Below are 21432 nucleotides of genomic sequence, written 5' to 3'. Positions count from 1 at the left end.
CGCCACCCCCGGAACCCCTCCCGGCAACGGATCCCGCCCGACTGATGCCCGCTTCGGCATTGCCCGCCGGCCGCTCGCCGCGGTAACCGGAGCCGAGATCCAGGCTCCCCTGATCCAGGGCGGACACGTCCGCTACGCCAACCTGGACTACGGCGCCTCCGCCCCGGCACTGTCCGTGGTGTCGGCCTACCTGAACGAGATCCTGCCGTTCTACGCGAGCGTTCACCGCGGCGCAGGCTACGCCTCCCAGATCAGCACCTCCGTCTACGAGAACGCCCGCACGATCGTCCGCGATTTCGTGGGCGGCCGGCCCGATGACGCCGTGATCTTCACCCGGAACACCACCGACTCGCTGAACCTGCTGGCTGGCTGCCTGCCGGTCGCGGACGGCCGGCACACCGGCGAGGTCCTCTACCTCGACATCGAACACCACGCCAACCTCCTCCCCTGGCAGAGCGTCCCGCACCGCAGCGTCGTCGCCGCACCCACCCTGGCCGCCACGCTGGAGCGGCTCCGCGGGGAACTGGCCCACGGCGGCATCAGCCTGCTCGCTGTCACCGGGGCCTCCAACGTCACCGGTGAGATCCTGCCGATCCGCGCACTGGCGGCCCTGGCCCACGACTACGGCGCCCGGATCGTCGTCGATGCCGCCCAGCTTGCCCCGCACCGCCGGATCAACATCGCCGCGGACGACGTCGACTATCTCGCCTTCTCGGGGCACAAGCTCTACGCGCCGTTCGGGGCCGGGGTACTCGTGGGCCGGCCCGACTGGCTCGACGCCGGTACACCGCACCTCGCCGGCGGCGGGGCGGTCAGCGACGCCAGGCTCGACTCCGTCAGCTGGACTACGGGCCCGGCCCGGCACGAAGGCGGCTCCCCCAACGTCCTGGGCGCCGCCACCCTGGCCCGCGCCACCCAGGTGATTGCAGCCCTGGACGAGGAGCAGTGGCATGCCCATGAGGAGTCCCTCCGGTCCTTCCTCGTCGAGGGGCTCCGGCGGATCGACGGCGTGAGCGTCCACCGGATCTTCGCCGACACCGCACTGGAGGACGGCGGGCCCGGGCCGGACACCATCGGCGTCGTCAACTTCTCCGTCGAAGGGTACGACGCCGGCCTGGTGGCCGCGTACCTGTCCGCGGAACACGGCATCGGCCTGCGCGACGGACGCTTCTGCGCGCACCCGCTGCTGCGCCGGCTCGGCCTGCCCTCCGGCTCCCTGCGGGCCAGCTTCGGCCTGGGTTCCCGGCTGGAGGATGCGCAGCGGCTCCTGGCCGGGATCCAGACCCTGCGCCAGAGCGGCCCCGGCTGGGACTATGTGGTTGATGCCGGGCGCTGGGTGCCGTCCAACGACACCCGCAGCTACCCGCACTGGGCGCCCAACACCCCCGGCACCGCCGGGGCGGCACCCTGCATCACGGACTAGCCGCGCGCCCCTCCGTGCACCCCTCCTCCGCGCGCCCCTCCTCCGTGCGGTAAATTCGAAAGGTACCATCCGGACCTGCCCGAAGGAGATCGCACGTGGCACTCGGCGGCCCCACACTGCACAGTAATCCCATACTGCACAGCAATCCCACAATGCACAGCGGCCCCAAACTGCACCATCAGCGCCGCCATGAGCTGGGGCAGAGCTTCCAGGACGGCGGCGAACACTATGAGAGGGTCCGCCCGGGCTACCCAGCGGAGTCGGCCGACTGGCTGATCCCCGCCGGGGCAAGGAATGCCGCGGACCTCGGTGCCGGCACCGGCAAGTTCACCGCGCTGCTCGTCGGCCGGGGGCTGCACACGGTGGCCGTTGATCCCTCCGTCGACATGCTCGCGCAACTGCGCAGGACCCAGCCGGCTGTCTCCGCCGTCGAGGGCACTGCCGAGCAGACGGGCCTGCCGGCGGATGCCTTTGATCTGGTCACGGTAGCGCAGGCCTGGCACTGGATCGATCCGCTGCCGGCCAGCACCGAGATCGCCAGGATCCTGCGCGCCGAAGGCGTTCTGGGCCTCATCTGGAACCAGCTGGACACCTCGGTGCCGTGGGTCCGCCGGCTGTCCCGGATCATGCATGCCGGCGACGTCCTCACACCGCATTTCGCGCCGACGCTCGGGCCCGAGTTCACGGCCCTGGAGGGCCACCTCACCCATTGGGAGGATGCCGTCACGACGGCGGACCTGCTGGAGCTGGCCAAGTCCCGCAGCTACTACCTCAGGGCATCGGAGCCGATCCGGGCCAAAGTGCTGGGCAACCTCGGCTGGTACCTCCGCGAGCACCTGGGCCATGCGCCGGGAGAACCAATCCCGCTCCCCTACCTGACGCACACCTGGCGGGCCGTCCGGGCCTGACGGGGCCAGGCTGTGCTCCCTGCCGTATTGCACCGGACAACCGCGGTGGCTTATGGTTTCGGTAAGCCTAAGAATTATTTGTAGGCACCAAAAACCCTGCCCCCGGGAGCCTGCCGTGCTGGAAGTAACAGGACACGAACCACTGGCGCCGGACGTGCCCGCCCGGAAGGTACCGGGCGCACGCCGGGCACTGCTTGGCCTGCTGGGACCGGCGTTCGTTGCCTCGATTGCCTACGTGGATCCCGGGAACGTCGCAGCCAACCTGACCGCCGGCGCACAGTACGGCTACCTGCTGGTCTGGGTGCTGGTGGCCGCCAACGTCATGGCCGTGCTGGTCCAGTACCAGTCCGCAAAGCTCGGCATCGTGACGGGCAAGAGCCTGCCGGAAATTCTGGGGGAACGCCTCAAGCCGTTCTGGCGGCGCGCCTTCTGGGTGCAGGCCGAAATCGTGGCGGCGGCCACCGACCTCGCGGAGGTCGTGGGCGGGGCGATCGCGCTTTACCTGCTCTTCGGCCTCCCCCTCCCCCTCGGCGCCGTGATCGTCGGCGGCGTGTCCATGCTGCTCCTCGCGGTGCAGGCACGGAACAAGCAGCGGCCCTTCGAGTTCGTCATCATCTTCCTCCTCGGCATCATCACCGTCGGCTTCCTGGCCGGCCTCTTCTTCAGCCCGCCGGATCCCGGCGGAGTCCTGGCCGGACTGGTGCCGGGCTTCCAGGGCCCGGAAACCGTCCTGCTGGCGGCCAGCATGCTTGGCGCCACCGTCATGCCGCACGCAATCTACGTCCACTCGGCCCTGTCCCGGGACCGGCACCGCCCCAACCCGCACCTCCACGTCCCTGCCCATGCGATGGCCCGGCTGGTGAAGGCAACCCGGCTCGACGTCGTCGTGGCCCTGGCCATCGCCGGAGTGGTCAACATCGGCATGCTGCTGCTGGCCGCCTCGACCCTCGGCGGGGTGGACGGGACGGACACCATCGAGGGGGCCCACGCTGCAATCACGGCCAGCCTCGGCCCGGTGGTCGGCGTCGTCTTCGCCGTCGGCCTGCTCGCCTCCGGACTCGCCTCCACGTCGGTGGGCTGCTACGCCGGCGGAACCATCATGCAGGGCCTGCTGAAGATCCGCATTCCGTTGATGGCCCGCCGCGTCGTGACCCTGATCCCGGCGATCGTGCTGCTGTCCGTGGGCTTCGATCCCACGTGGGGGCTGGTCCTGAGCCAGGTGGTCCTGAGCTTCGGCATTCCCTTTGTCCTGATCCCGCTGGTTGTCCTGACCAGCAGGAAGTCGCTCATGGGCCGGTTCGCGGACGGCCTGGCCCTGCGCGTCGCCGCCATCATCAGCGTGGTGCTGGTGGTGGCGCTGAACCTCGTCCTGCTGTGGCTGACGTTCTCGGGCGCCGGCTGAGGGTAGGCTTGGCTCTGTGAAAATCGGCGCTGCGAAGACCGGGACGCCCTCCTCTTCGATCGAGGACTACGTCAAGGTCATCTACTCTTTTACGGAGTGGCAGGATAAACCCATCACCTCAACGCAGCTCGCGCAGCGGCTGGGCGTCGCCAACTCCTCCGTCTCCGAGATGGTCCGCAAGCTCAAGGACCAGGGCCTCGTGGACCACCAGCCCTACAGTGCCATCACCCTCACCGGCGACGGCATCCGGCTGGCCCTGTCCATGGTCCGGCGGCACCGGCTGATCGAGACCTTCCTCGTGCGGGAGCTCGGCTACCGCTGGGACGAGGTCCACGACGAAGCCGAGCTGCTCGAACATGCCGTCTCGGAGACTTTCATCAAGCGGATGGCAGCCAAGCTGGGGAACCCGGTGCGGGACCCGCACGGCGATCCGATCCCCGCCTCCGACGGTTCCGTGCTGATCCCGGCGGCCCACCGGATGAACGAGCTCGACGACGGCCACACCGGGCGGATCACCCGGATCAGCGATGAAAATCCCGAGCTCCTGCGCTATCTCGCTGCCGAACAGATTGAACTCGACGCGGACGTTGAGGTGCTGGGGCGCAAGCCCTTCGGCGGAGCGCTCGTGGTGCGCATCGGTTCCGGCGCGGCACTGCGCGAATTCGACCTCGCCGAGGAAGTCGCGGCGGCCCTGTGGATTCACAGCGGGCCGGCCCATACCGGCTGCACCGTTGACGGGCGCTGAATGGCGGGCACCCTCAAGGAAGGCCACGCCGTGACGCGCCCCGGGCTGCCCGGCTGGCGTGCGTGGGCGGCCGTCGCTGCCGGTGGGCTGATCGGAACGGAACTGCGCTACGGCGCGGGGCTGGTGTTCCCGGAAGCGTCCGGCGCCGTGCCGTGGACCACCCTGGTGATCAACGTCGTCGGGAGTTTTGTCCTCGCGGCGCTGACCACCCTGTGGATCGCGCGGCCACACACGGCTTTCTGGCTCCGTGCCGGGCTGGGGCCCGGCCTGCTGGGCTCCTTCACCACGTTTTCGGCGGTGGTCTACTCGGTGGACCAGCTGTCCCGCGGCGGGTTGCACGGCACGTGGCTCGCCTACCTTGCCCTGTCCCTCGTCCTCGGGCTCGGGGCCGCGGCGGCGGGCTGGAAGTCCGGCAAGGCCCTGGCTGACGCCACCGGGGCCGCAGCATGATCACCGCGCTGCTGGTGGGCGTCTTCGGGGTGGCCGGGGCGCTGCTGCGCTTCGCCGTCGACTCGTGGTTTGCGCGCAGACCCGGGACGCATCCGCACTGGCCGTGGGCCACCCTGGTGGTCAACGCCGCCGGGTCTTTCATCATCGGCCTCTCCCTCGGCGCCGCCGGGCAGCTGGGACTGGGGGCGGAGTGGCACACGGCCCTGGCGTCCGGCCTTGCCGGCGGGCTGACCACCTTCAGCTCCTGGACCACGGCCACGGTGCGCCTCGTGGGCGAGGCACGCTACCGGGCCGCGGCGCTCAACATCGCCGTTAACCTGGTGGCCGGGCTCCTTGCGGCGGCGCTGGGCCTGGCCCTCGCGGGCTGAGTCAGGCCCGCTGCAGTCCCTCGCCGACCGCCACGGCCGGGTTGCGGATGCCAACGGCCGAGCACAGCGCCCCCAGGGCGAACAGCGCAGCGGTCACCGCCACGGTGGCGTGCAGTCCCGACGTCGTGATGACCGGCCCGGTGATCAGCCCGGCGAACGCGACCCCCACCAGTCCCGCGATACGGGCGACGGCGTTGTTGACGGCCGAGCCGATGCCTGCCTCTTTCGGATCCACGGAGCCGAGAATGGCGGCCGTCAGCGGCGCCACCGTCACGGCCAAGCCCAGCCCGAAGACAAGCAGCCCCGGCAGGACTTCACCAAAGTAGTCCAACGGCAATCCTGCCCCCAACAGCAGCAGAAAGCCCGCAGCGCACAGCAGGGGCCCCACGGTCATGAACCAGCGGGAACCGAAGCGGCCCGAGAGGGCCCCCATCCGCGCGGACAGGATGAGCAGCAGGAGGGTGGGCGGAAGGAGGGCTAAGCCGGCGGCCGTGGCACCCAGGCCAGCGACCTGCTGCAGGAACAGGCCCAGCACGAAGAAGCCGAGGGAGAGCGCCCCGTAGATCGCCGCCGTCGCGATGTTGCCCCAGCCAAAGTTGCGCACGGCGAAGAGCCGCAGCGGCATCATCGGGGCCGGGGTCCTGGCTTCATGGACGATGAACGCGGCCAGGCCCGCGACGCCGGCGGCCAGCGGCAGCCAGACCTGGGGGGAGCCCCAGCCCAGGTTCCCCCGCTCAATGAAGGCGTAGACGATGCCGCCCAGGCCAATGATCGCCAGGATGGTCCCCGTGACATCGATCGTGCTGCCCGGGACGCGCTCCGCATCCAGTACCCGCAGCCGCCGGAGCACGGGCCACACCGCAACCGCCGGGACGATGTTGAGGAAGAAGATCACCCGCCAGGTCAAGAGGTCTACGGAGATTCCGCCGAGCAGGGGCGCCGCGACGATGGCTCCGGAGGTCCACGCCGACCATTTGCCGATCGCCACGGACTGGGCGGGGCCGCTGAACACCGCGACGATCAGCGCAAGCGAGCTGGGCACCAGCAGGGCACCGGCAACCCCTTGGAGCCCGCGGGCCACAATCAGCGACTCGCCACTCCAGGCGAGGCCGCACACCACCGACGTCGCCGTGAAGCCGGCCAGGCCCCACTGCAGGACCCGGACCCGGCCGAACTGGTCCGACAGCGTACCCGCCACCAGGATGAGCGTGCCCAGGGTCAGCAGATAGGCGTCCACGACCCATTGCTGGACAACCAGTCCGCCGCCAAGCTCCCGTCCGATCGCCGGCAACGCGAGGTTGACCACCGAACTGTCCAAAAAAGCCATAAACGACGCGACGATGGTGACGTAGAGTACGCGTTTCTCCAGGGCCGTCATGGCTGTGCCGGACATGCTGGTGCCTCCCTCGTTGCCTGACGGGAATCTCCGGGCCGGGTTCGTGACGAGCCTAACACCGGGGTGCCGGCGCCGCTCATCACGTATCGTTGATGGATGATTACGCGACGCGAAGCAGCCCAGATCCTCGATATTCCGCTGGAGATGGCGCACCGTCACGGTATCCCCTCCCGCCTCTCCGACGCCGAGCTCGGCGAGTTCCTCGACAATCCCCCGGCATGGCTGCTGCAGTCCAGGGCCAACCGGACGGGCAAGCGCCCCGTGTGGGTCCAGCTGACATGTGCGGTCTGCGGGTTCTCCGAAGCGGCCCGGCCGAAGAAATGGTGGCCGGAGTTCACGTACGTCATCTGCGCCCACCACGCCCCTGATGAGGTCCCGCAGGCCGCTGCCGGACTGGTCCGCAGCGAGTATGAGGGTGTGGGCAGCCGCTTCGTGGGCATCGTGGACGTCGCTGTGCCGGAGGCGTAACTTAAGTAGCACGGGGCCACCCCGGCCCCTCCGCCTTAGGAGTGCGCAATGCCAGACAAGACGCCACACCAGCACCAGGCCAAGAAACCGGTGAAAACCATCAAGGAAAAACGGGCCGAGAAGAAGACCAAGAACGTCGCCGAGACCCACGCGGACCCGGTAGCGCACATCAAAAAGCGCTGAGCCAGGCGAATCGCTCAGACCGCCGGGCGAAACGCCCAGGACACCAAAAAGGCCGGAAGCATCAGCTTCCGGCCTTTTTGTACTTCATACGGGGTGGAGCTCCGTTTCCGGCGCTCCCATGTGGAGATGGGGGGAATTGAACCCCCGTCCGATGTCGTGTTGTCAGGGCTTCTCCGGGCGCAGTTTGCGTCGGATTTTCTCGGCCCCGGCCATGCTGCAAACAGCTGGCTGATCCGGGCCCAGTCATCTAAGAGTCCCGTTCACCCCGATGACGGAGGTAAACAGCAGTGGCTATCTAAATGACGCCAGGATCCGGGGCAATAGCAACCTCGGGCTGACGGACTGTCTTACTGCTTAGGCAGCGAGAGCGAAGTCAGTGCGTTTTGATTCGGCACTTATTGGTTTGCAGACAGCGTTTACGAGATAATTCTGCATCCTCGGCCCGCTTCACCTGTCGCGACTAACATCGTCGAAACCGATCATCCCCGTATTTTTTTATCAAACCGGCCAGGATTCCTGCGGTTACCTTTCAAGGGGTTACCGCGCTCTTCCTCCCCGGACTACTTAGCATAGCGCACCACCGCCCGGAATCATTCCCGGCGTTTGGGTGTCCGGCTCAGCGGCGGTTGCGTTCGCGCATGACCCGCAGGGCCTCGCGCTTGTCCTGCTGCTCGCGCAGCGTCTGGCGCTTGTCGTATTCCTTCTTGCCGCGTGCGACGCCGATCTCCACCTTCGCGCGGCCGCCCACGAAGTACAGCTGGAGGGGAACGATCGTGAAGCCGGATTCGCGGATCTTGTGCGAGATCTTGGTGAGCTCGTCGCGGTGCAGCAGCAGCTTGCGACGACGGCGGGCGGCATGGTTGGTCCAGCTCCCCTGGTGGTACTCCGGGATGTGGATGCCCTCCATCCACAGCTCGTCGTTGTAGAACGTGCAGAAGCCGTCCACCATGGAGGCGTGACCCTCGCGGAGGGACTTCACCTCCGTGCCCATGAGCGCGATTCCGGCCTCGTAGGTATCGAGGACGTGGTAGTCGTGCCGGGCCTTGCGGTTGGTGGCCACTACCTTGCGGCCACTTTCTTTCGGCACGGTAGAACTCCTTGAATCGATGGTTAGGGCGTATCCCAGTCTAGAGCAGGCCCATCGGGTCGACGGCCCTGGAGTTCAGCCAGGTCTCGAAGTGCGAGTGGCAGCCGGTGGAGTTGCCGGTGGTGCCGGAGTAGGCAATCAGCTGCCCCGCGCTGACCTGCTGGCCCGGGGACACCACCACACTGCTGTTGTGGTAGAAAATCGTGGTCAGCGAGTTTCCCTGGACGACGCCGTGGGAGATCTTCACGTTGTTGCCGCCGCCGTCGTTCGCCCAGCCGGCCGAGAAGACGGTGCCTGCCGCCGGGGCGTACACCGGGGTGCCGCAGGCAGCCCCGAAGTCGATCCCGGTGTGCATGTAGCCGCCCTTGCCGTAAAAGTCGATGGTGCCCGCCGGCGTCGCGCGCCAGCCGAATCCCGAGGTGATCGGAACACCGTTGAAGGGGCTCCGCAGCCCGAAGGCCGACGGCGCTCCGGGGGCGGCGGGGACGTACGGCGCCGGCTTGGCCTGGGCCTGGCCCTGGGCGCGGGCGGCTGCGGCAGCAGCTTCAGCAGCAGCCTCGGCGATGCGGCGCTGTTCGGCTTCGTAGGCCTCGCGCAGCTTGCGGTCGCGTTCGGCGATTTCCGCGGCGACGGCGTCCTGCTGGGCCTGGACCTGGGCCAGCTGGGTCTGGATGCCGGGCTTGGCGGCCTGCAGCTCGGCGTCGAGCCGGGTGGTGTCAGCAATCAGCTTGTCCACCTGGGCCTTCTTGGTCTCGGCCTCGTCGCGGGCGGCCTTCTCGCGGGCCAGCGCGGCGTCGGCCTTGGCCTTGAGGTCCTTGATTTCGGCCTCCACCGCTTCGAGGCGGGCCTGCGAGTTGACGTTGGTGGCGTTCTGCTGGGTCAGCTTGTCCATCGCGGAGTTCTGGCTGCGCATCGCCTGATCGGCCAGGTCGATAGTTTCCGTGAGGCTGCCGCCCTGGTTGGCGCCGAAGAACAGGGACAGGTTAGAGGGCACGCCGCCGGACTTGTAAGCCTGGGTGGCGATCTGCCCGATCAGCTTCTTGGTGTCCGCAATCTTCTGCTTGTCCGTCTCGAGCTGCTGCGTGATCTTGGCTTTGTTCTGCTGGGCGAGGTCCACGCGGGCCGCCAGGGCTTCGACTTCCTTGACGGCGCCGGCCACCCGGCCCTGCGCCTCGAGGAGGGCTTGCTGCGCGCCGGGCAGCTGCCCCTGGTAGAGGACCAGGTCTGCTGCGGCCTGGGAGATCCTGGCGTCAACGAACTCCAGGGAATGCTGGACGCGGGCCGCCTGGTCCCGGAGCGCTGCCTGCTGGTCCTCCAGACTGTCGGCGAAGGCCACCGGCGTCGAGGCACCCATGCTTGCCGCAAGGGCGATCACCAGGGCCGCGCCAAGCAGGCGGCTGCGGCGTCCCACGGAGCCCGGGCCGGCCGCGCCGGGCAGGGGCGCGCCGGGCAGGGGCGCGCTGGGCCGTGGCGTCCTGCGGACCATGGCTGTCATGAGTATTCCCTTTTCGTTGAGCAAGCTAGACCCTCAGGTATCGGCGGAGGGTCAGGAGCGATGATACTCCGGCCAGGACAACACCGAGGCCGATCAGCGCCGGCACCAGGATCAGCGTCTGACCTGCGGAGATGAAGGCGGTGTCCGGGTATTGCCGGGAGAGGTAACCACCGAGGAAGAAGTGTGCCACCGCCCAGAGCGTTCCGGAGGCCAGGGCGGCACCGATGACGGCCGCAATCACGCCCTCCAGGATGAAGGGAAGCTGGATGACGATTTTCGAGGCGCCCACGAGGCGCATGATCCCGGTTTCCCGCCGCCGGCTGAAAGCGGACAGCCGGATGGTGGTCGCAATCAGCAGGATCGCGCAGACAATCATCACTCCGGCGACGCTCACGGCCACGAGCGACGCAATGTTCATGGCGGAGAAGAGCCGCTCGAGGAGCTGGCGCTGGTCAATCACCGTTTCCACTCCGGCCTGCGAGGAAAACGTCTCGCTGATGATCTGGTACTTCTCCGGGTCCTTCATGTTGATCCGGAAGGACGCCGGCAGCTGGTCCGGCGTCACCGAATCAACAATCGGGGAATTGGAGAACTGCTCCTTGAAGTGCCTGTAGGCGTCGTCCCTGGACTCGAACTGGAAGTCGTTGACGTATTGGGCCACCGCCGGGGACTCCAGCAGCTTGCGCAGGTTCTCCTGCTGTTCGGGGGTCGCGGGGCCGGTGGCGCAGCCGGGCGCCGTCGAACCGTCGCTGCACAGGAAGATGGCCACCTGGACTTTGTCGTACCAGTAGCCCTTCATCTGGTTGATCTGCAGCTGCAGCATGCCGGCTGCGCCGACGAAAGTCAGGGACACGAAGGTCACCAGGATGACGGAGACCACCATGGACAGGTTGCGGCGCAGGCCGCTGCCGATCTCGCCGAGGACGAATGCAAGCCTCACAGCCGGCCCTCCCCTGCGGCACGGGCGGCAGCACGTGTTGTGGCGGGCGCTTCGCTGCGGTTCGGGGCGGCCGGCGCCGGAGCGGGTTCAAGTTCCCGCCCGCTGGCGTCGCGCAGCCGGCGGGACTGTCCCACCACCGGAATCATGGAGGTATACAGGGCCTTCGCTTCGTCGCGGATCACCACCCCGTTCCTGAGTTCGACGACGCGTTTGCGCATCTCGTTGACGATGTCGTCGTCGTGGGTGGCCATCACCACGGTGGTGCCGTTCTGGTTGATCTTGTCCAGCACACCCATGATGCCCATGGAGGTGGTGGGGTCCAGGTTTCCGGTCGGCTCATCGGCCAGCAGGATGCCCGGGCGGTTGACGACGGCGCGGGCGATCGCCACGCGCTGCTGCTCGCCGCCGGAGAGCTCGTGCGGCAGCCGGTTTTCCTTGCCTTCGAGTCCGACTGTCTTGAGGACCTCGGGGACGGTGTCGCGGATGACGCTGCGGCTCTTGCCGATGACCTGCATGGCGAAGGCGACGTTGGCGAACACGGTTTTCTGCGGCAGCAGCCGGAAGTCCTGGAAGACGACGCCGATCCCCCGGCGGAGCCTGGGCACGCGCCAGCTCGAAATGTTTGCGACGTTCTGCCCGGCCACGTAGACCGCGCCGGAGGACGCGCGGTCCTCCTTGAGGACCAGGCGCAGGAAGGTCGACTTGCCGGAACCGGAAGCGCCGACGAGGAAGGCGAATTCGCCGCGGTCGATCTCCAGGTTGATCGCATCCAGCGCCGGACGCGCGTTCTGGTCATAGACCTTGGTGACATTGTCGAAACGGATCATAGCCCTAAATACCCTGCAGGACATGGGTTGGTGCGGCCCAGTTCTGCTGCCGGCGCGCGGGCTTTCTAGTGGGGGAAGTAGGGCCCCGGCCCCTCGACTATACGCACGGGCCCTGGCGGAACGGCTTGGGCGCGGGGGCGTGTCGCCCGATTAGACAGGAGGGACAGGTGTGACGCAAGGGGCCGAAGGGGTGGATTTCGGCGGGCTGTCTACCTGTCCGCGTCTATTTGTCCGCGTCTACTTGTCGGCGTTGCGGTTGTCGGTCCGCCAGCGGATGCCGGCGTCGATGAAGTCGTCAATCTCGCCGTCGAACACGGCCGAGGTGTTGCCGACCTCGTGCTCGGTGCGGAGGTCCTTGACCATCTGGTAGGGGTTGAGCACGTAGGAGCGCATCTGGTCGCCCCAGGAGGCCTTGACGTCGCCCGCGAAGGCCTTCTTCTCGGCGTCCTCCTGCTCCTTCTTGAGCAGTAGAAGGCGGGACTGCAGCACGCGCAGGGCCGCGGCGCGGTTCTGCAGCTGGGACTTCTCGTTCTGCATGGACACGACCGTGCCCGTGGGGAGGTGGGTCAGGCGCACCGCGGAGTCCGTCGTGTTCACGGACTGGCCGCCGGGGCCGGAGGAGCGGAAGACGTCGACGCGGATCTCGTTGTCCGGGATGTCGATGGAGTCGGTCTGTTCAATCAGCGGGATAACTTCGACGGCGGCGAAGGAGGTCTGCCGGCGGCCCTGGTTGTCGAACGGACTGATCCGGACCAGGCGGTGGGTCCCTGCCTCGACGCTCAGCGTGCCGTAGGCGTAGGGCGCCTTGACCTCGAACGTGGCGGACTTCAGCCCGGCTTCTTCAGCGTAGGAGGTGTCCATGATGGTGGTCGGGTAGCCGTGGCGTTCGGCCCAGCGCAGATACATCCGCATCAGCATTTCAGCGAAGTCCGCGGCATCCACGCCACCGGCGCCGGCCCTGATGCTGACGACGGCCTCGCGCTCGTCGAACTCGCCGGAGAGCAGCGTGACCACCTCGAGGTCCTTCAGGGCCTTCCGGATCGCCTCCAATTCCGTGGCGGCTTCGCCCATGGAGGCGGCGTCATCCTCGTCCTGGCCCAGCTCCACGAGGACCTCGAGGTCGTCGATCCGCGAGACGAGGGTGTCCAGACGTGCGAGCTCGGACTGGCGGTGCGAAAGCCTCGAGGTGATCACCTGGGCCGCCGCGGGGTCGTCCCACAGATTGGGTTCACCGGCCCGCTCGCTCAGCTCGGCGATGTCTTCCTTCAGCGCCTCGACATTCGAAACGTTCTCGATGGAGGCGTACGTGGCGCGCAGCGCGCGGATTTCTGCGGGAAAATCAATGTTTGCCATGGTTTTTTAACCCTACGCTATCCGTGCTGGCCGCCCGGACTTGGTGGGCGGGCGGCGCTTGTCCGGGCCGCATGCTCACCGGGTGAGCCGGGAACGCGCCGTCGAACTTGCCTCGATCCTGATGCCGTCCGGGACCAGGAAGTTGACCACCGGCGGGTGCACGGCGGCGCTCAGCACCACGACGGCGGTCGCGCCGTCCGGGCTGCCAGTTGCCGGGGCGACGGCGAGGCCGCTGAACCGGGTGAAGGCTGCGTTGCGGTTGAGGTAATCGCTGGCGGCGCCGCGGACGCGTCCGCCGTCGAGGACGGCGGCGGGGCTGCCGCCGGCGGTCTCCAGCTGTCCGAGGGTGAAGCTGTCCGCGGCAGCCACAGACGCGCCGTCGGCCAGGGAGAGGAGTTTCTTGTGCTCGATGTAGACGCTGGACGCGGCAGTGACTACGGTCGCGACGAGCAGGGCCAACAGGACGAAGCCGATGATGAGCACCATCAGCTGGCCGTGTTCCCTGCCGCCGCTCGGTTCCGGATCCTCGGCGCCCGTCCGGCGGTGCCGTCGGTGCTTTGCGGTGACGCGGTTCAACGGAACCGTCCGACCAGTTGCGTGGCCGAGCCGCTGAGCTGCCCCGCGTTGAGGTTGAGGGCATCACTGAACGGTACGAACGGCAGGGGCACTGTGAGGTGCACGGTGACCGTCACGGCAGAGCCCGCCGCCAGGCAGTCGGCGGGTTCGCAGGTTGTATCTATCCGGGCGTTCGCCGCAGGGTGCCCGTAGTCGGCGAGCGCCACGAGGACGGCCTGCTCGGCGGCTGCCCGGCCGCTCGCCGGATCCGGCTGGGCAATGAAGACCTTTGCGGCCTGGTCGGCGGCGCCTACCACCGCGAACGAGCCTCCCTGCAGCTGACCCACCGTGATGATGAAGTAGACCAGCGGCACCATCAGCAACAGGGACAGGAACGTGAACTCCACGACGGCGCTCCCCCGCTCGTGGCCGTCGCCGTGGCCGTCGCCCTGGCCGTCGCCCTGGTCCGGGCGGAGCTGGCTGTCGGGGCCGGTGAGGCGGGCCGTCCCTTTGAGACTGGCGGCGGCTTCACGGCTGGATGGCGGCATGGCCCTTCACCTCCAGAAGTGTCCGGGGCCCGATCAGCCCGATCACCGGCAGCGGGGCACGGACCGTCACCTCCAGGGTGCGGATGCCCTGGTAGGTGGATTCGCTCGTGGTCACGTCATGGGCGAAATCCTCGTTCAGGGCCACGCCGATCAGCTCGGCAGTCCTGTCCCGGGCGTCCGCGGAGCCGCGGTCCGCCAGGGTGCCGTATCTGGCGCCCGAGGCCGCGGCGTCAATCAGCGTATTCCGGACGTGGAGAATCAGGGTCAGCTGGATGATGGCAAGGAAGAACAGTGTTAGCAGGCCGCCGACGAGCACGAAGTCCACCACGGCCGAGCCCCGTTCGCCGGCGCTGCCCGGTCCGCTTGCCCTGCCCCGTTTGCCAGCCGTTCCCTGCCGGCGGGATCTGCCGGCAGGCCCGTCCCGGCCTCCGGCGGACGCGCGCACGCGCTACTGCCCGACCTTGTCCATGGCCTGGTTGAACAGCGCCTCGAGCGCCGGGCCCGCGAGCGCCAGCAGCGCCGCCACCAGAACTGCAGACATCAAGGTGATCATCACCCAGCCAGGGACATCCCCGCGTTCCCGATGGTCGCCGGGACCGTCCGGCTGGATCCTGCTTCCTTTCCTGCGGTCCACAGACCGCCAGAGCAGGAGGCCGGACATCCAGAGCGAGAGAGCGACGCGGGTACCGATGAGTTTCACTTTGTCCCCTTTGTTCGTGGTGAGAGTTCCGGTCCTAATGCCGTGCACACTGCGCGTATCCCCTACAGCCCCAGGCTGATGGCTGCCAACCCCGGAAAGACGGCAAACACGACCGTCAGGGGCAGGACCCCGAAGACGAGCGGGACCATCATGCCGATTTCCTTCTTTCCGGCAGACTCCATCAGCTCGCGTTTGGCAGTGTCCCGGACATCCTGGGCCTGCGCCCGCAGGACGTCGGCCAGCGGCGTCCCGCGTTCGACCGCCACGATGAGTCCGTCCACAAACCGGACCAGCGGGCCAAGGTCGGTCCGCGCCGAGAACTCCTGCAGCGCTTCCACGAGCGGTTTCCCGGACCGTGTTTCCGCGAGGACGCGGGTGAACTCCTTCGACAGCTCACCCCTGGCGCTGCGGCACACCCTGTCCAGGGCACCGGTGGCGCTCTCCCCTGCGCTGACGGCCAGCGCCATAAGTTCCGCGATGCTGGGGAACTCGGCCATCATCCGGCTCTCGCGCTTCCTGATGGAAGCACCCAGCAGATAGTCCCGCAGCAGGAAGGCGCCGGCGGCACCGCCGAGGATTGCCACGACCGCGGCGAGCGGACTGAAGCGCCCGGCGGCACCGAACAGCAGGACCGCCCCGATGGCCGCGACGAAGCCCCCGGCACCCCAGAGGAGCTGCTCGGCCCTGAAGTCGACGGCCGACTTGTTGCTTCCTGCCCTGGCCAGTCGCCGGGTCAAGGCCGAGGAGCCGGGATTGATTTTGCCCAGTGACGCGAACGCGTCGCGGAGGACAGGACGGAGTATCCGTTCAAGCGGCCCGAACGGGGTCAGGTTGCGCGGCGGGGTGCGCAGAAGCCGGGATTCCAGGTTGTGGGCTTTGAGTTGGGGCCCGATCCGCTCGGCGAAAGTTGTGGGCCGCATAAACGGCAGCCGCACCAGCAGCAGCCAGAGGCCGGCCCCCAGGACCACCCCACACACCGTGGCGCTCGCCATGAGCCCGGTCATCGCAGCACCCGCTCGTCTTCCGGGAGGGCCCCGATGCGCAGCATGATGGCGTAGGAGATGAGGGACACCGCGAGCCCGCCGAGCAGGACCGCGGCCCCGATTGGCGTGTTGTACGCCGCCACTGCTTCGGGCCGGCTGGCCAGCAGAACCAGGACAATCCAGGGCGCGGCCACCGCAAGCCTCGCAGCGTTGACTGTCCAGGACTGCCTGGCCTCCAGCTCGCTCCGGGTCCGGGCGCTCTCCCTCAGGAACTCCGCGAGGGTGCCCAGCAGCCGGCCCAGATCGGAGCCACCCACCTCCCGCGTCAGGCGGAGAGCCTCGACGATCCTGTCGGCCACGGGATCAGCCAGCCGTTCCTTCAGTCTGGTCAGCGAAGGATCGAACTGGCCGCCGGAGCGGTAGTCGGCACCGAAGTCGCGGAAGACCTGCCGGAGCTCCTCGGGGCCTTTGTCCCCCAACTGGATGAGGGCTTCCGGCAGCGACAGGCCGGCCCGGATGGCGGAGCGAAGGTGATCGACGACGTCGGGCCAGAGCTGGCGCAGGACGGCGGTACGCTTCCGGGCGCGCCACTTCACGATCGCCATGGGCAGCCAGCCGCCAAAGAGCCCGAAGCAACCCGCAATTGGCCAGGACCGCGTCACCGCGTAGAACACCAGGGTGGTGAAAGCGCCTACACCGAGGCAGGTGGCCAGCAAGCCCATGCCGCTGACCTTCTCTATGCCTGCCGATCGAAGCAGGTCCTCCAGCCTGCTCGTTCTGGGGTTCGGCTTCACCGGTTTGGGGTGCTCCCAGGCCGACCACCAGATCAATAGGAGTCCGGCGCCGCCCAGCATGCCCACAAGCGGGGCCATCAGCGCGGCTCCAGCAGGGCCGCGACGTCAAAGCCCGAGCGGGCGAACTTCTCGGCAGCCGGCATGGAGTTGGCCTTTGGCTGCAGCTGGCCGTCCGCCAGGGCAAAGACCATGGAGGACTCGATCACGCCGTTCTCCACCCTGCGCCCGAGCGACAGGATCTCGGTCACCTGCCGTCGCCCGTTGGCGTGCCGGCTGCAATGGACGACGAGGTCGATGCAGGAGGCTACCGTGGGGACAACAAAGGCGCTGGAAATGTTCTCGCCAGCGAGCAGCGGGAGGGTACAAAGCTTCGTCACAGCGTCGTGGGCGGAGTTGGCGTGGATGGTGCACATCCCAGGCAGGCCAGAGTTCAAAGCGATGAGCATGTCCAGGCTTTCGGCTTCGCGGACTTCACCGACCACCAGCCGGTCCGGCCTCATCCGCAGCGCCTCTTTGACCAGCCGGCGCAAGGGGATCTCGCCTTCGCCCTCGAGGTTGGGCTGCCGGCACTGCAGGCCCACCACGTCGCGCAAGGGGAACTGCAGCTCGAAAATCTCCTCGACCGTGATGACGCGCTCCCGGGTGCCAATGCTGGCGGCGAGGCAGTTAAGCATCGTTGTCTTGCCTGCCTGCGTCGCGCCCGAGACGAGGATGTTGAGGCCGCTGGCAACGGCAGCGCCGAGAAACCGCGCCGACTGCGGGGTCAGCGTCCCCAGTTCCACAAGGTGCTCCAGCCGGCTGGCCTTGACCACAAACTTGCGGATGTTGATGGCCCAGTGCCTTCTGGTGACGTCCGGAATCACCACATGGAGGCGGGATCCGTCCGGCAGTGCGGCATCGACGAAGGGAGATGACATGTCCAGGCGGCGCCCTGAGCTCTTGAGCATCCGCTCCACGAGGTCCTTCACCTGCTGGCCCGTGAGCGAGACAGACGTCAGTTCCGATTCGCCGTTGCGCGCCACGTAGATCTCGTTCGGGGCGTTGAGCCAGACTTCCTCAATGGCAGGGTCATCCAGCAGCGGCTGCAGGGCGCCGAAACCGGCCACGGCGTCGAAGACGAACCTCCGGGCGGTCTCCAGCGGACCGATGGGCGGGAGGGGCGCCAACAACGCGCGTTCGTCATAGTCCAGGACCGCCGCCTCGACCAGCCGCCGGACTTCGCCGGCCTGCCGCAGGGGGTCCAGGCCGCGCCGACGGATGAGCTCGCGGACCTCGTCCTCGACAATGCGCACAGCCTCCACGATGGCCCCCCAATAGGACTGCCGCCCTGTCCCCTGGGCGGTGCAATTGGGTTAAGGCTATGGGTCCGCTCCCGACCGGACAAGGGCCCGGCCGGAGGCATGTGGAAAACTTCCCGCATTTTAATAACAATTTTCACACAGGTAACACTGGAAACTCTGGTTTCGCCCTTTATCGGCATATAAGGTAGGCGCGACAAGTCAGATATTCTCGCGTCCGTGACAGCTTTGCTTTGATGGGTCCCGGGCGGGAGATCACCATGACACGGCCCCGGGCGTGTCGTTGTTCCGGAGCGGATAATGAAGCGGACCTTACTTCCCCCCAGCAACCACCGCGGCAGCCGAATCGGTGGCCTTATTCTGGCCGCCTCGCTCCTCGCCGGGCCCGGGCTGGCGACGCCGGCTGTCGCGGTCGAGCCTTCGCCGACCGCGACGACAGCACCGGCGCCGACCGGCACGCCGTCGCTCTCGCCATCCGCCGTCGCCCCGGCTCCGGTGGCACCGTCCACCCAGCCGTCCTCACCTGGCAGGGCACTGCCCTCCCCCACGGTACCGGCCGCCACGGCGCATCCTGCGACGCCTGATCGAACAACCGAGGGCTACCGCGCAGCCATGGCCGCCGCGAGCGTTGGAGGCGGAGCAGAGATGGGTCAGGGCCTGGCGGCAAGCACGGGCCTCGCTGCCAGAACACTCACCACCGAAGGAACGTGGAGGCCGACCTTTGGCGTGCAGGGCCTCGATGCCAGCGAACACCAGCCGTCCATCAACTGGCAGCAGCAGTGGAACATGGGTGCCCGATTCGCCTACATCAAAGCGACCGAAGGCAATTACTACACTAATCCGATCTTCGGCTCCCAGTACGACGGGGCCCGCGGCGCCGGAATGATCCGCGGGGCCTACCACTATGCAAATCCTGCTGCATCGTCAGGGGCCGATCAGGCACGAATCTTCGTGCGGAGCGGCGGAGGCTGGAGCGGGGACGGCTTCACGATGCCGCCTGTGCTCGACTTCGAGGGGAACCCCTACGCCGGCAAGACCATCAATGGGTATTACCAGGGGAACACATGCTATGACATGTCCCCCAGCGCTCTGGCGGCTTGGGCACGGGACTTCAGCAACACGATGCAGGCGCTCACTGGAAGGCTGCCGGTCATTTACACCGGCAACTACTGGTGGAGGGACTGCGTCGGGAATCCACTGGGCTTTGGCGACAACCCGCTGTGGCTCGCTTCCTACCCGAGTTCGGCTTCGAATAACGCCGGGCCGATTCCAGCCAGCTGGTCCGCCTACAGCATCTGGCAGTACAGCGAGTCGGGCCCCTTCGCGGGTGACTCCAATGTCTGGAATGGGGACTACGCAAGCCTCAAGCGGTTCGCCACTGGCACCCCCCCGCCGGAACCCACGGATCCGACACGCAAGCTCATAGCCCCTGGCGACTTCGACGGCGATGGGATGCCGGACCTGATCCAGCGCGGCCCGGACGGCACGTTGTGGTTCTACCGGGGCGACGGTAGAGGAAACTTCGACGCCGGCCGCAAGATCGGCGATTTCGGCTGGGATGTCTATGATCGCGTACTGGGTGTCAGTGACTTCAACGGTGATGGCAAAAACGACCTATTGGCCAGGAAAATTGACGGGTCCCTGTGGTTCTACGCTGGAACGGGAACAGTCTCAGGAAGCAGCGTCGGCTACCGCGGCGGCATCAAGGTAGGGGATTTTGGTTGGGACGCTTTTGACAGCATCGTCGGCGTCGGCGACTTCGACGGCGACGGCAAGCCCGATCTCCTGACACGCCATCCCAACGGCGATTTGTACCTCTACGCCGGCACTGCAACCGGCAAACCCGGACCGTCCCGAAAAATCGACTTCGGCTGGCAAGTGTTTGACCAGCTGATCGCGATTAAAGACTTCAACGGCGATGGCACCAACGATCTAGCCGCTCGCAAACCGGACGGGACCATCTGGCTGTACTCCAATGCCGGTAATGCAACACTCGTCAACGGCCGCCGTATTGGAACCGGTTGGGGCATCTACGACGGCATCGTCGGGGCCGGAGATGCCAATGGCGACAGCATGGCGGATTTAGTCGCAAGCGACCCAACCGGAGCGCTGTTCTTCTACGCCGGCACTGCCATGCGTGATCTGGGCTTCGAAGGCGCACAAAGGATCGGCGACTTCGGGTGGGATGCATTCGACACAATCGTCGGGACCAGAGACTTCAACGGTGACGGAAAAGCTGACCTTTTGGCACGGAAGCCCGACGGCACCCTCTGGTTCTACGCGGGATCAGGGACGGGCGGCTACGGCCCCGGCCGGCGGATCGGCGACTTCGGCTGGGACAGCTTCAACGCGCTGATCGGTGTCGGCGACTTCAACGGAGATGGCAAGAACGACCTCGTGGCCCGCGGCAAAGATGGGACTCTGTGGCTCTACCCCGGCAGCGGAAGGGTTGACCCCACGAGCAATGGGTACGGTCCGCCGGTGAAGATCGGCAACTTTGGCTGGAACGCGTTCACGTCGCTGACCGGATTGGGTGATTTCAACGGCGACGGCAAGAATGACATCCTCGCCCGGCAGGGTGACGGCTCCTTGTGGCTTTACCGTGGCACTGGTCGCGTGGACTCGACAAGCAGTGGATACCTGGGCGCAATCAAAGTAGGTGATTTCGGCTGGGATGCCTTCGACAAGCTCATCGGGCCAGGCGACATAAACTCCGACGGAAAGAGCGATCTTCTGGCGACGAAGCCAGACGGAACCTTGTGGGTGTACCCCGGCGACGGTACCGGCAAGCCCGGCGCGTCTCGACGTATCGGCATGGACTTGAACACGTTCGATGTCATGCTTGGAGCCTGGAATCTCAACTCCGATGGATACCCCGATCTCGTGGGAAGGCGTCCGGACGGGTCACTCTGGAGTTATTCCGGCACCGGAATGAAGCCGACCGAAGGTTACCTTTCACGGATTCCCGCGGGTAACCTCTAGGCTCTCGGTCGTGAGCGGCGGGGCCAAAACATTCACCCAGTGTGGCCCGAGCTGCCTATCAGCTTTAGGGCGTAACTTGCCCCGTCCGTTTGATGATAAGTTCACTAATTATGCGCTCATACCCCCGCGGCCGGCGGCGGGCGGCCATCCTTGGCCGGCCCTCGTTTAACCCGGCCTTCACTATATTCTTGGTTATTGGCACCCTGACTACGCTGTGGGCCCTTGCCTCTCCGCTCATGTCAGTGCCGGATGAGCCGGCACACGCCATCAAGGCCGCGGCCGTGGCGCGGGGGCAGCTGTCCGCCGATACGCACGGCAAACAAGGCGACCCTGCGGTCGTGGTAGTTCCCGCGTACTTCGCCGAGCTGGGGCCACAAACCTGCACCGCATTCAGGCCTGACCTGACAGCTGCTTGCGCTCCCCAACTCGACCCGACGCACCGAGGACCAGTCACTGCGGCGACGACAGCGGGGAACTACAACCCGTTCTACTACATGCTGGTCGGCCTTCCGTCCCGGTTGCTGGCG

At 67.1% G+C, this 21432-nt stretch carries 23 protein-coding genes and 1 other RNA gene; 10 read left to right on the top strand and 14 right to left on the bottom strand.

Annotation, left to right across the window (positions count from 1 at the left end; all coding sequences use genetic code 11):
• The first annotated feature begins 58 nt into the window (after window positions 1-58).
• The 6 genes from BJG92_RS07215 (at window position 59) to BJG92_RS07190 (ending at window position 5296) form a co-directional block, all read left to right on the top strand.
• Complete coding sequence (locus BJG92_RS07215; protein WP_232083348.1) at window positions 59-1423, top strand: aminotransferase class V-fold PLP-dependent enzyme; 1365 nt, start codon at window positions 59-61, stop codon at window positions 1421-1423.
• Window positions 1424-1575: 152 nt separating this feature from the next.
• On the top strand, window positions 1576-2331 hold the full coding sequence (locus tag BJG92_RS07210; protein ID WP_232083342.1) for a class I SAM-dependent methyltransferase: 756 nt from the start codon (window positions 1576-1578) through the stop codon (window positions 2329-2331).
• Window positions 2332-2446: 115 nt separating this feature from the next.
• The gene (locus BJG92_RS07205; RefSeq protein ID WP_374199767.1) at window positions 2447-3733 is read left to right on the top strand and encodes an Nramp family divalent metal transporter; all 1287 of its coding nucleotides are present in this window, start codon (window positions 2447-2449) and stop codon (window positions 3731-3733) included.
• A gap of 16 nt (window positions 3734-3749) precedes the next feature.
• Window positions 3750-4478 (top strand): metal-dependent transcriptional regulator, encoded by a 729-nt coding sequence (locus BJG92_RS07200; RefSeq protein ID WP_232083341.1) that lies wholly within the window; start codon window positions 3750-3752, stop codon window positions 4476-4478.
• The gene (locus tag BJG92_RS07195) at window positions 4479-4928 is read left to right on the top strand and encodes a CrcB family protein (protein ID WP_232083340.1); all 450 of its coding nucleotides are present in this window, start codon (window positions 4479-4481) and stop codon (window positions 4926-4928) included.
• Window positions 4925-5296: a CrcB family protein gene (locus BJG92_RS07190; protein ID WP_232083339.1), complete on the top strand. Its 372-nt coding sequence runs from the start codon at window positions 4925-4927 to the stop codon at window positions 5294-5296. Before BJG92_RS07195 ends, BJG92_RS07190 begins: the two co-directional genes overlap by 4 nt.
• Before the next feature lies 1 nt (window position 5297).
• Here BJG92_RS07190 and BJG92_RS07185 read toward each other — a convergent pair whose 3' ends face one another.
• A complete protein-coding gene (locus BJG92_RS07185; protein WP_232083338.1) occupies window positions 5298-6689 on the bottom strand; it encodes an MFS transporter in 1392 nt (463 codons plus the stop codon).
• 99 nt (window positions 6690-6788) lie between these two features.
• On the opposite strand from BJG92_RS07185, the gene BJG92_RS07180 reads away from it, so the two are divergent.
• Window positions 6789-7160, top strand: a complete 372-nt coding sequence (locus tag BJG92_RS07180; protein WP_232083337.1) for a hypothetical protein — start codon at window positions 6789-6791, stop codon at window positions 7158-7160.
• A gap of 48 nt (window positions 7161-7208) precedes the next feature.
• Entirely contained in the window at window positions 7209-7343 is a 135-nt protein-coding gene (locus tag BJG92_RS18380; RefSeq protein ID WP_269461797.1) for a hypothetical protein, read from the top strand.
• Between the two features lie 118 nt (window positions 7344-7461).
• Here BJG92_RS18380 and ssrA read toward each other — a convergent pair.
• The 13 genes from ssrA to BJG92_RS07115 form a co-directional block, all read right to left on the bottom strand.
• Window positions 7462-7830, bottom strand: a transfer-messenger RNA (tmRNA) gene (ssrA, locus tag BJG92_RS07175).
• A 129-nt stretch (window positions 7831-7959) separates the two neighbouring features.
• The gene (smpB, locus tag BJG92_RS07170) at window positions 7960-8430 is read right to left on the bottom strand and encodes an SsrA-binding protein SmpB (RefSeq protein WP_232083336.1); all 471 of its coding nucleotides are present in this window, start codon (window positions 8428-8430) and stop codon (window positions 7960-7962) included.
• Between the two features lie 40 nt (window positions 8431-8470).
• Window positions 8471-9916, bottom strand: coding sequence for a peptidoglycan DD-metalloendopeptidase family protein (locus BJG92_RS07165; protein WP_374199768.1), 1446 nt, complete (start codon window positions 9914-9916; stop codon window positions 8471-8473).
• Window positions 9917-9950: 34 nt separating this feature from the next.
• Window positions 9951-10865 carry a permease-like cell division protein FtsX gene (gene ftsX, locus BJG92_RS07160; protein ID WP_232083334.1) on the bottom strand — a complete coding sequence of 305 codons (915 nt, stop codon included), beginning with the start codon at window positions 10863-10865 and terminating at the stop codon, window positions 9951-9953.
• Entirely contained in the window at window positions 10862-11692 is an 831-nt protein-coding gene (ftsE, locus tag BJG92_RS07155) for a cell division ATP-binding protein FtsE (RefSeq protein WP_232083333.1), read from the bottom strand. The genes ftsX and ftsE overlap by 4 nt, the downstream gene beginning before the upstream one ends.
• A 237-nt stretch (window positions 11693-11929) precedes the next feature.
• Window positions 11930-13045 (bottom strand): peptide chain release factor 2, encoded by a 1116-nt coding sequence (gene prfB / locus BJG92_RS07150; protein ID WP_232083332.1) that lies wholly within the window; start codon window positions 13043-13045, stop codon window positions 11930-11932.
• Between the two features lie 75 nt (window positions 13046-13120).
• Complete coding sequence (locus tag BJG92_RS07145; protein ID WP_308011635.1) at window positions 13121-13621, bottom strand: pilus assembly protein TadG-related protein; 501 nt, start codon at window positions 13619-13621, stop codon at window positions 13121-13123.
• Complete coding sequence (locus BJG92_RS07140; protein WP_232083331.1) at window positions 13618-14148, bottom strand: hypothetical protein; 531 nt, start codon at window positions 14146-14148, stop codon at window positions 13618-13620. The genes BJG92_RS07145 and BJG92_RS07140 overlap by 4 nt, the downstream gene beginning before the upstream one ends.
• Window positions 14129-14473 (bottom strand): TadE family protein, encoded by a 345-nt coding sequence (locus BJG92_RS07135; RefSeq protein WP_232083345.1) that lies wholly within the window; start codon window positions 14471-14473, stop codon window positions 14129-14131. The genes BJG92_RS07140 and BJG92_RS07135 overlap by 20 nt, the downstream gene beginning before the upstream one ends.
• Window positions 14474-14596: 123 nt before the next feature.
• Window positions 14597-14848 (bottom strand): hypothetical protein, encoded by a 252-nt coding sequence (locus tag BJG92_RS07130; protein ID WP_232083330.1) that lies wholly within the window; start codon window positions 14846-14848, stop codon window positions 14597-14599.
• Between the two features lie 62 nt (window positions 14849-14910).
• Window positions 14911-15852, bottom strand: coding sequence for a type II secretion system F family protein (locus BJG92_RS07125; RefSeq protein ID WP_232083329.1), 942 nt, complete (start codon window positions 15850-15852; stop codon window positions 14911-14913).
• Window positions 15849-16703, bottom strand: a complete 855-nt coding sequence (locus BJG92_RS07120; protein ID WP_232083328.1) for a type II secretion system F family protein — start codon at window positions 16701-16703, stop codon at window positions 15849-15851. Before BJG92_RS07120 ends, BJG92_RS07125 begins: the two co-directional genes overlap by 4 nt.
• The gene (locus BJG92_RS07115; RefSeq protein ID WP_232083327.1) at window positions 16703-17926 is read right to left on the bottom strand and encodes a CpaF family protein; all 1224 of its coding nucleotides are present in this window, start codon (window positions 17924-17926) and stop codon (window positions 16703-16705) included. Before BJG92_RS07115 ends, BJG92_RS07120 begins: the two co-directional genes overlap by 1 nt.
• A 642-nt stretch (window positions 17927-18568) precedes the next feature.
• Between BJG92_RS07115 and BJG92_RS07110 the strand changes: the two genes are divergently transcribed.
• Both BJG92_RS07110 and BJG92_RS07105 read left to right on the top strand, forming a co-directional pair.
• On the top strand, window positions 18569-20905 hold the full coding sequence (locus BJG92_RS07110) for a GH25 family lysozyme (RefSeq protein WP_232083326.1): 2337 nt from the start codon (window positions 18569-18571) through the stop codon (window positions 20903-20905).
• Window positions 20906-21093: 188 nt separating this feature from the next.
• The coding region (locus BJG92_RS07105) for a DUF2142 domain-containing protein (RefSeq protein ID WP_232083325.1) at window positions 21094-21432 on the top strand (339 nt) is incomplete at its 3' end.

Source organism: Arthrobacter sp. SO5, from assembly GCF_020532805.1.
Lineage (GTDB): Bacteria > Actinomycetota > Actinomycetes > Actinomycetales > Micrococcaceae > Arthrobacter.
This window is presented reverse-complemented; position numbering and strand designations above follow the sequence as displayed.

Coding starts and splice junctions, on each gene's coding strand:
- BJG92_RS07210 (WP_232083342.1), top strand. CDS start 1,576: ATGCACAGCGGCCCCAAACTGCACCATCAGCGCCGCCATGAGCTGGGG.
- BJG92_RS07195 (WP_232083340.1), top strand. CDS start 4,479: ATGGCGGGCACCCTCAAGGAAGGCCACGCCGTGACGCGCCCCGGGCTG.
- BJG92_RS07190 (WP_232083339.1), top strand. CDS start 4,925: ATGATCACCGCGCTGCTGGTGGGCGTCTTCGGGGTGGCCGGGGCGCTG.
- BJG92_RS07185 (WP_232083338.1), bottom strand. CDS start 6,689: ATGTCCGGCACAGCCATGACGGCCCTGGAGAAACGCGTACTCTACGTC.
- BJG92_RS07180 (WP_232083337.1), top strand. CDS start 6,789: ATGATTACGCGACGCGAAGCAGCCCAGATCCTCGATATTCCGCTGGAG.
- BJG92_RS18380 (WP_269461797.1), top strand. CDS start 7,209: ATGCCAGACAAGACGCCACACCAGCACCAGGCCAAGAAACCGGTGAAA.
- BJG92_RS07165 (WP_374199768.1), bottom strand. CDS start 9,916: ATGGTCCGCAGGACGCCACGGCCCAGCGCGCCCCTGCCCGGCGCGCCC.
- ftsE (WP_232083333.1), bottom strand. CDS start 11,692: ATGATCCGTTTCGACAATGTCACCAAGGTCTATGACCAGAACGCGCGT.
- prfB (WP_232083332.1), bottom strand. CDS start 13,045: ATGGCAAACATTGATTTTCCCGCAGAAATCCGCGCGCTGCGCGCCACG.
- BJG92_RS07140 (WP_232083331.1), bottom strand. CDS start 14,148: ATGCCGCCATCCAGCCGTGAAGCCGCCGCCAGTCTCAAAGGGACGGCC.
- BJG92_RS07125 (WP_232083329.1), bottom strand. CDS start 15,852: ATGACCGGGCTCATGGCGAGCGCCACGGTGTGTGGGGTGGTCCTGGGG.
- BJG92_RS07120 (WP_232083328.1), bottom strand. CDS start 16,703: ATGGCCCCGCTTGTGGGCATGCTGGGCGGCGCCGGACTCCTATTGATC.
- BJG92_RS07110 (WP_232083326.1), top strand. CDS start 18,569: ATGGGTCAGGGCCTGGCGGCAAGCACGGGCCTCGCTGCCAGAACACTC.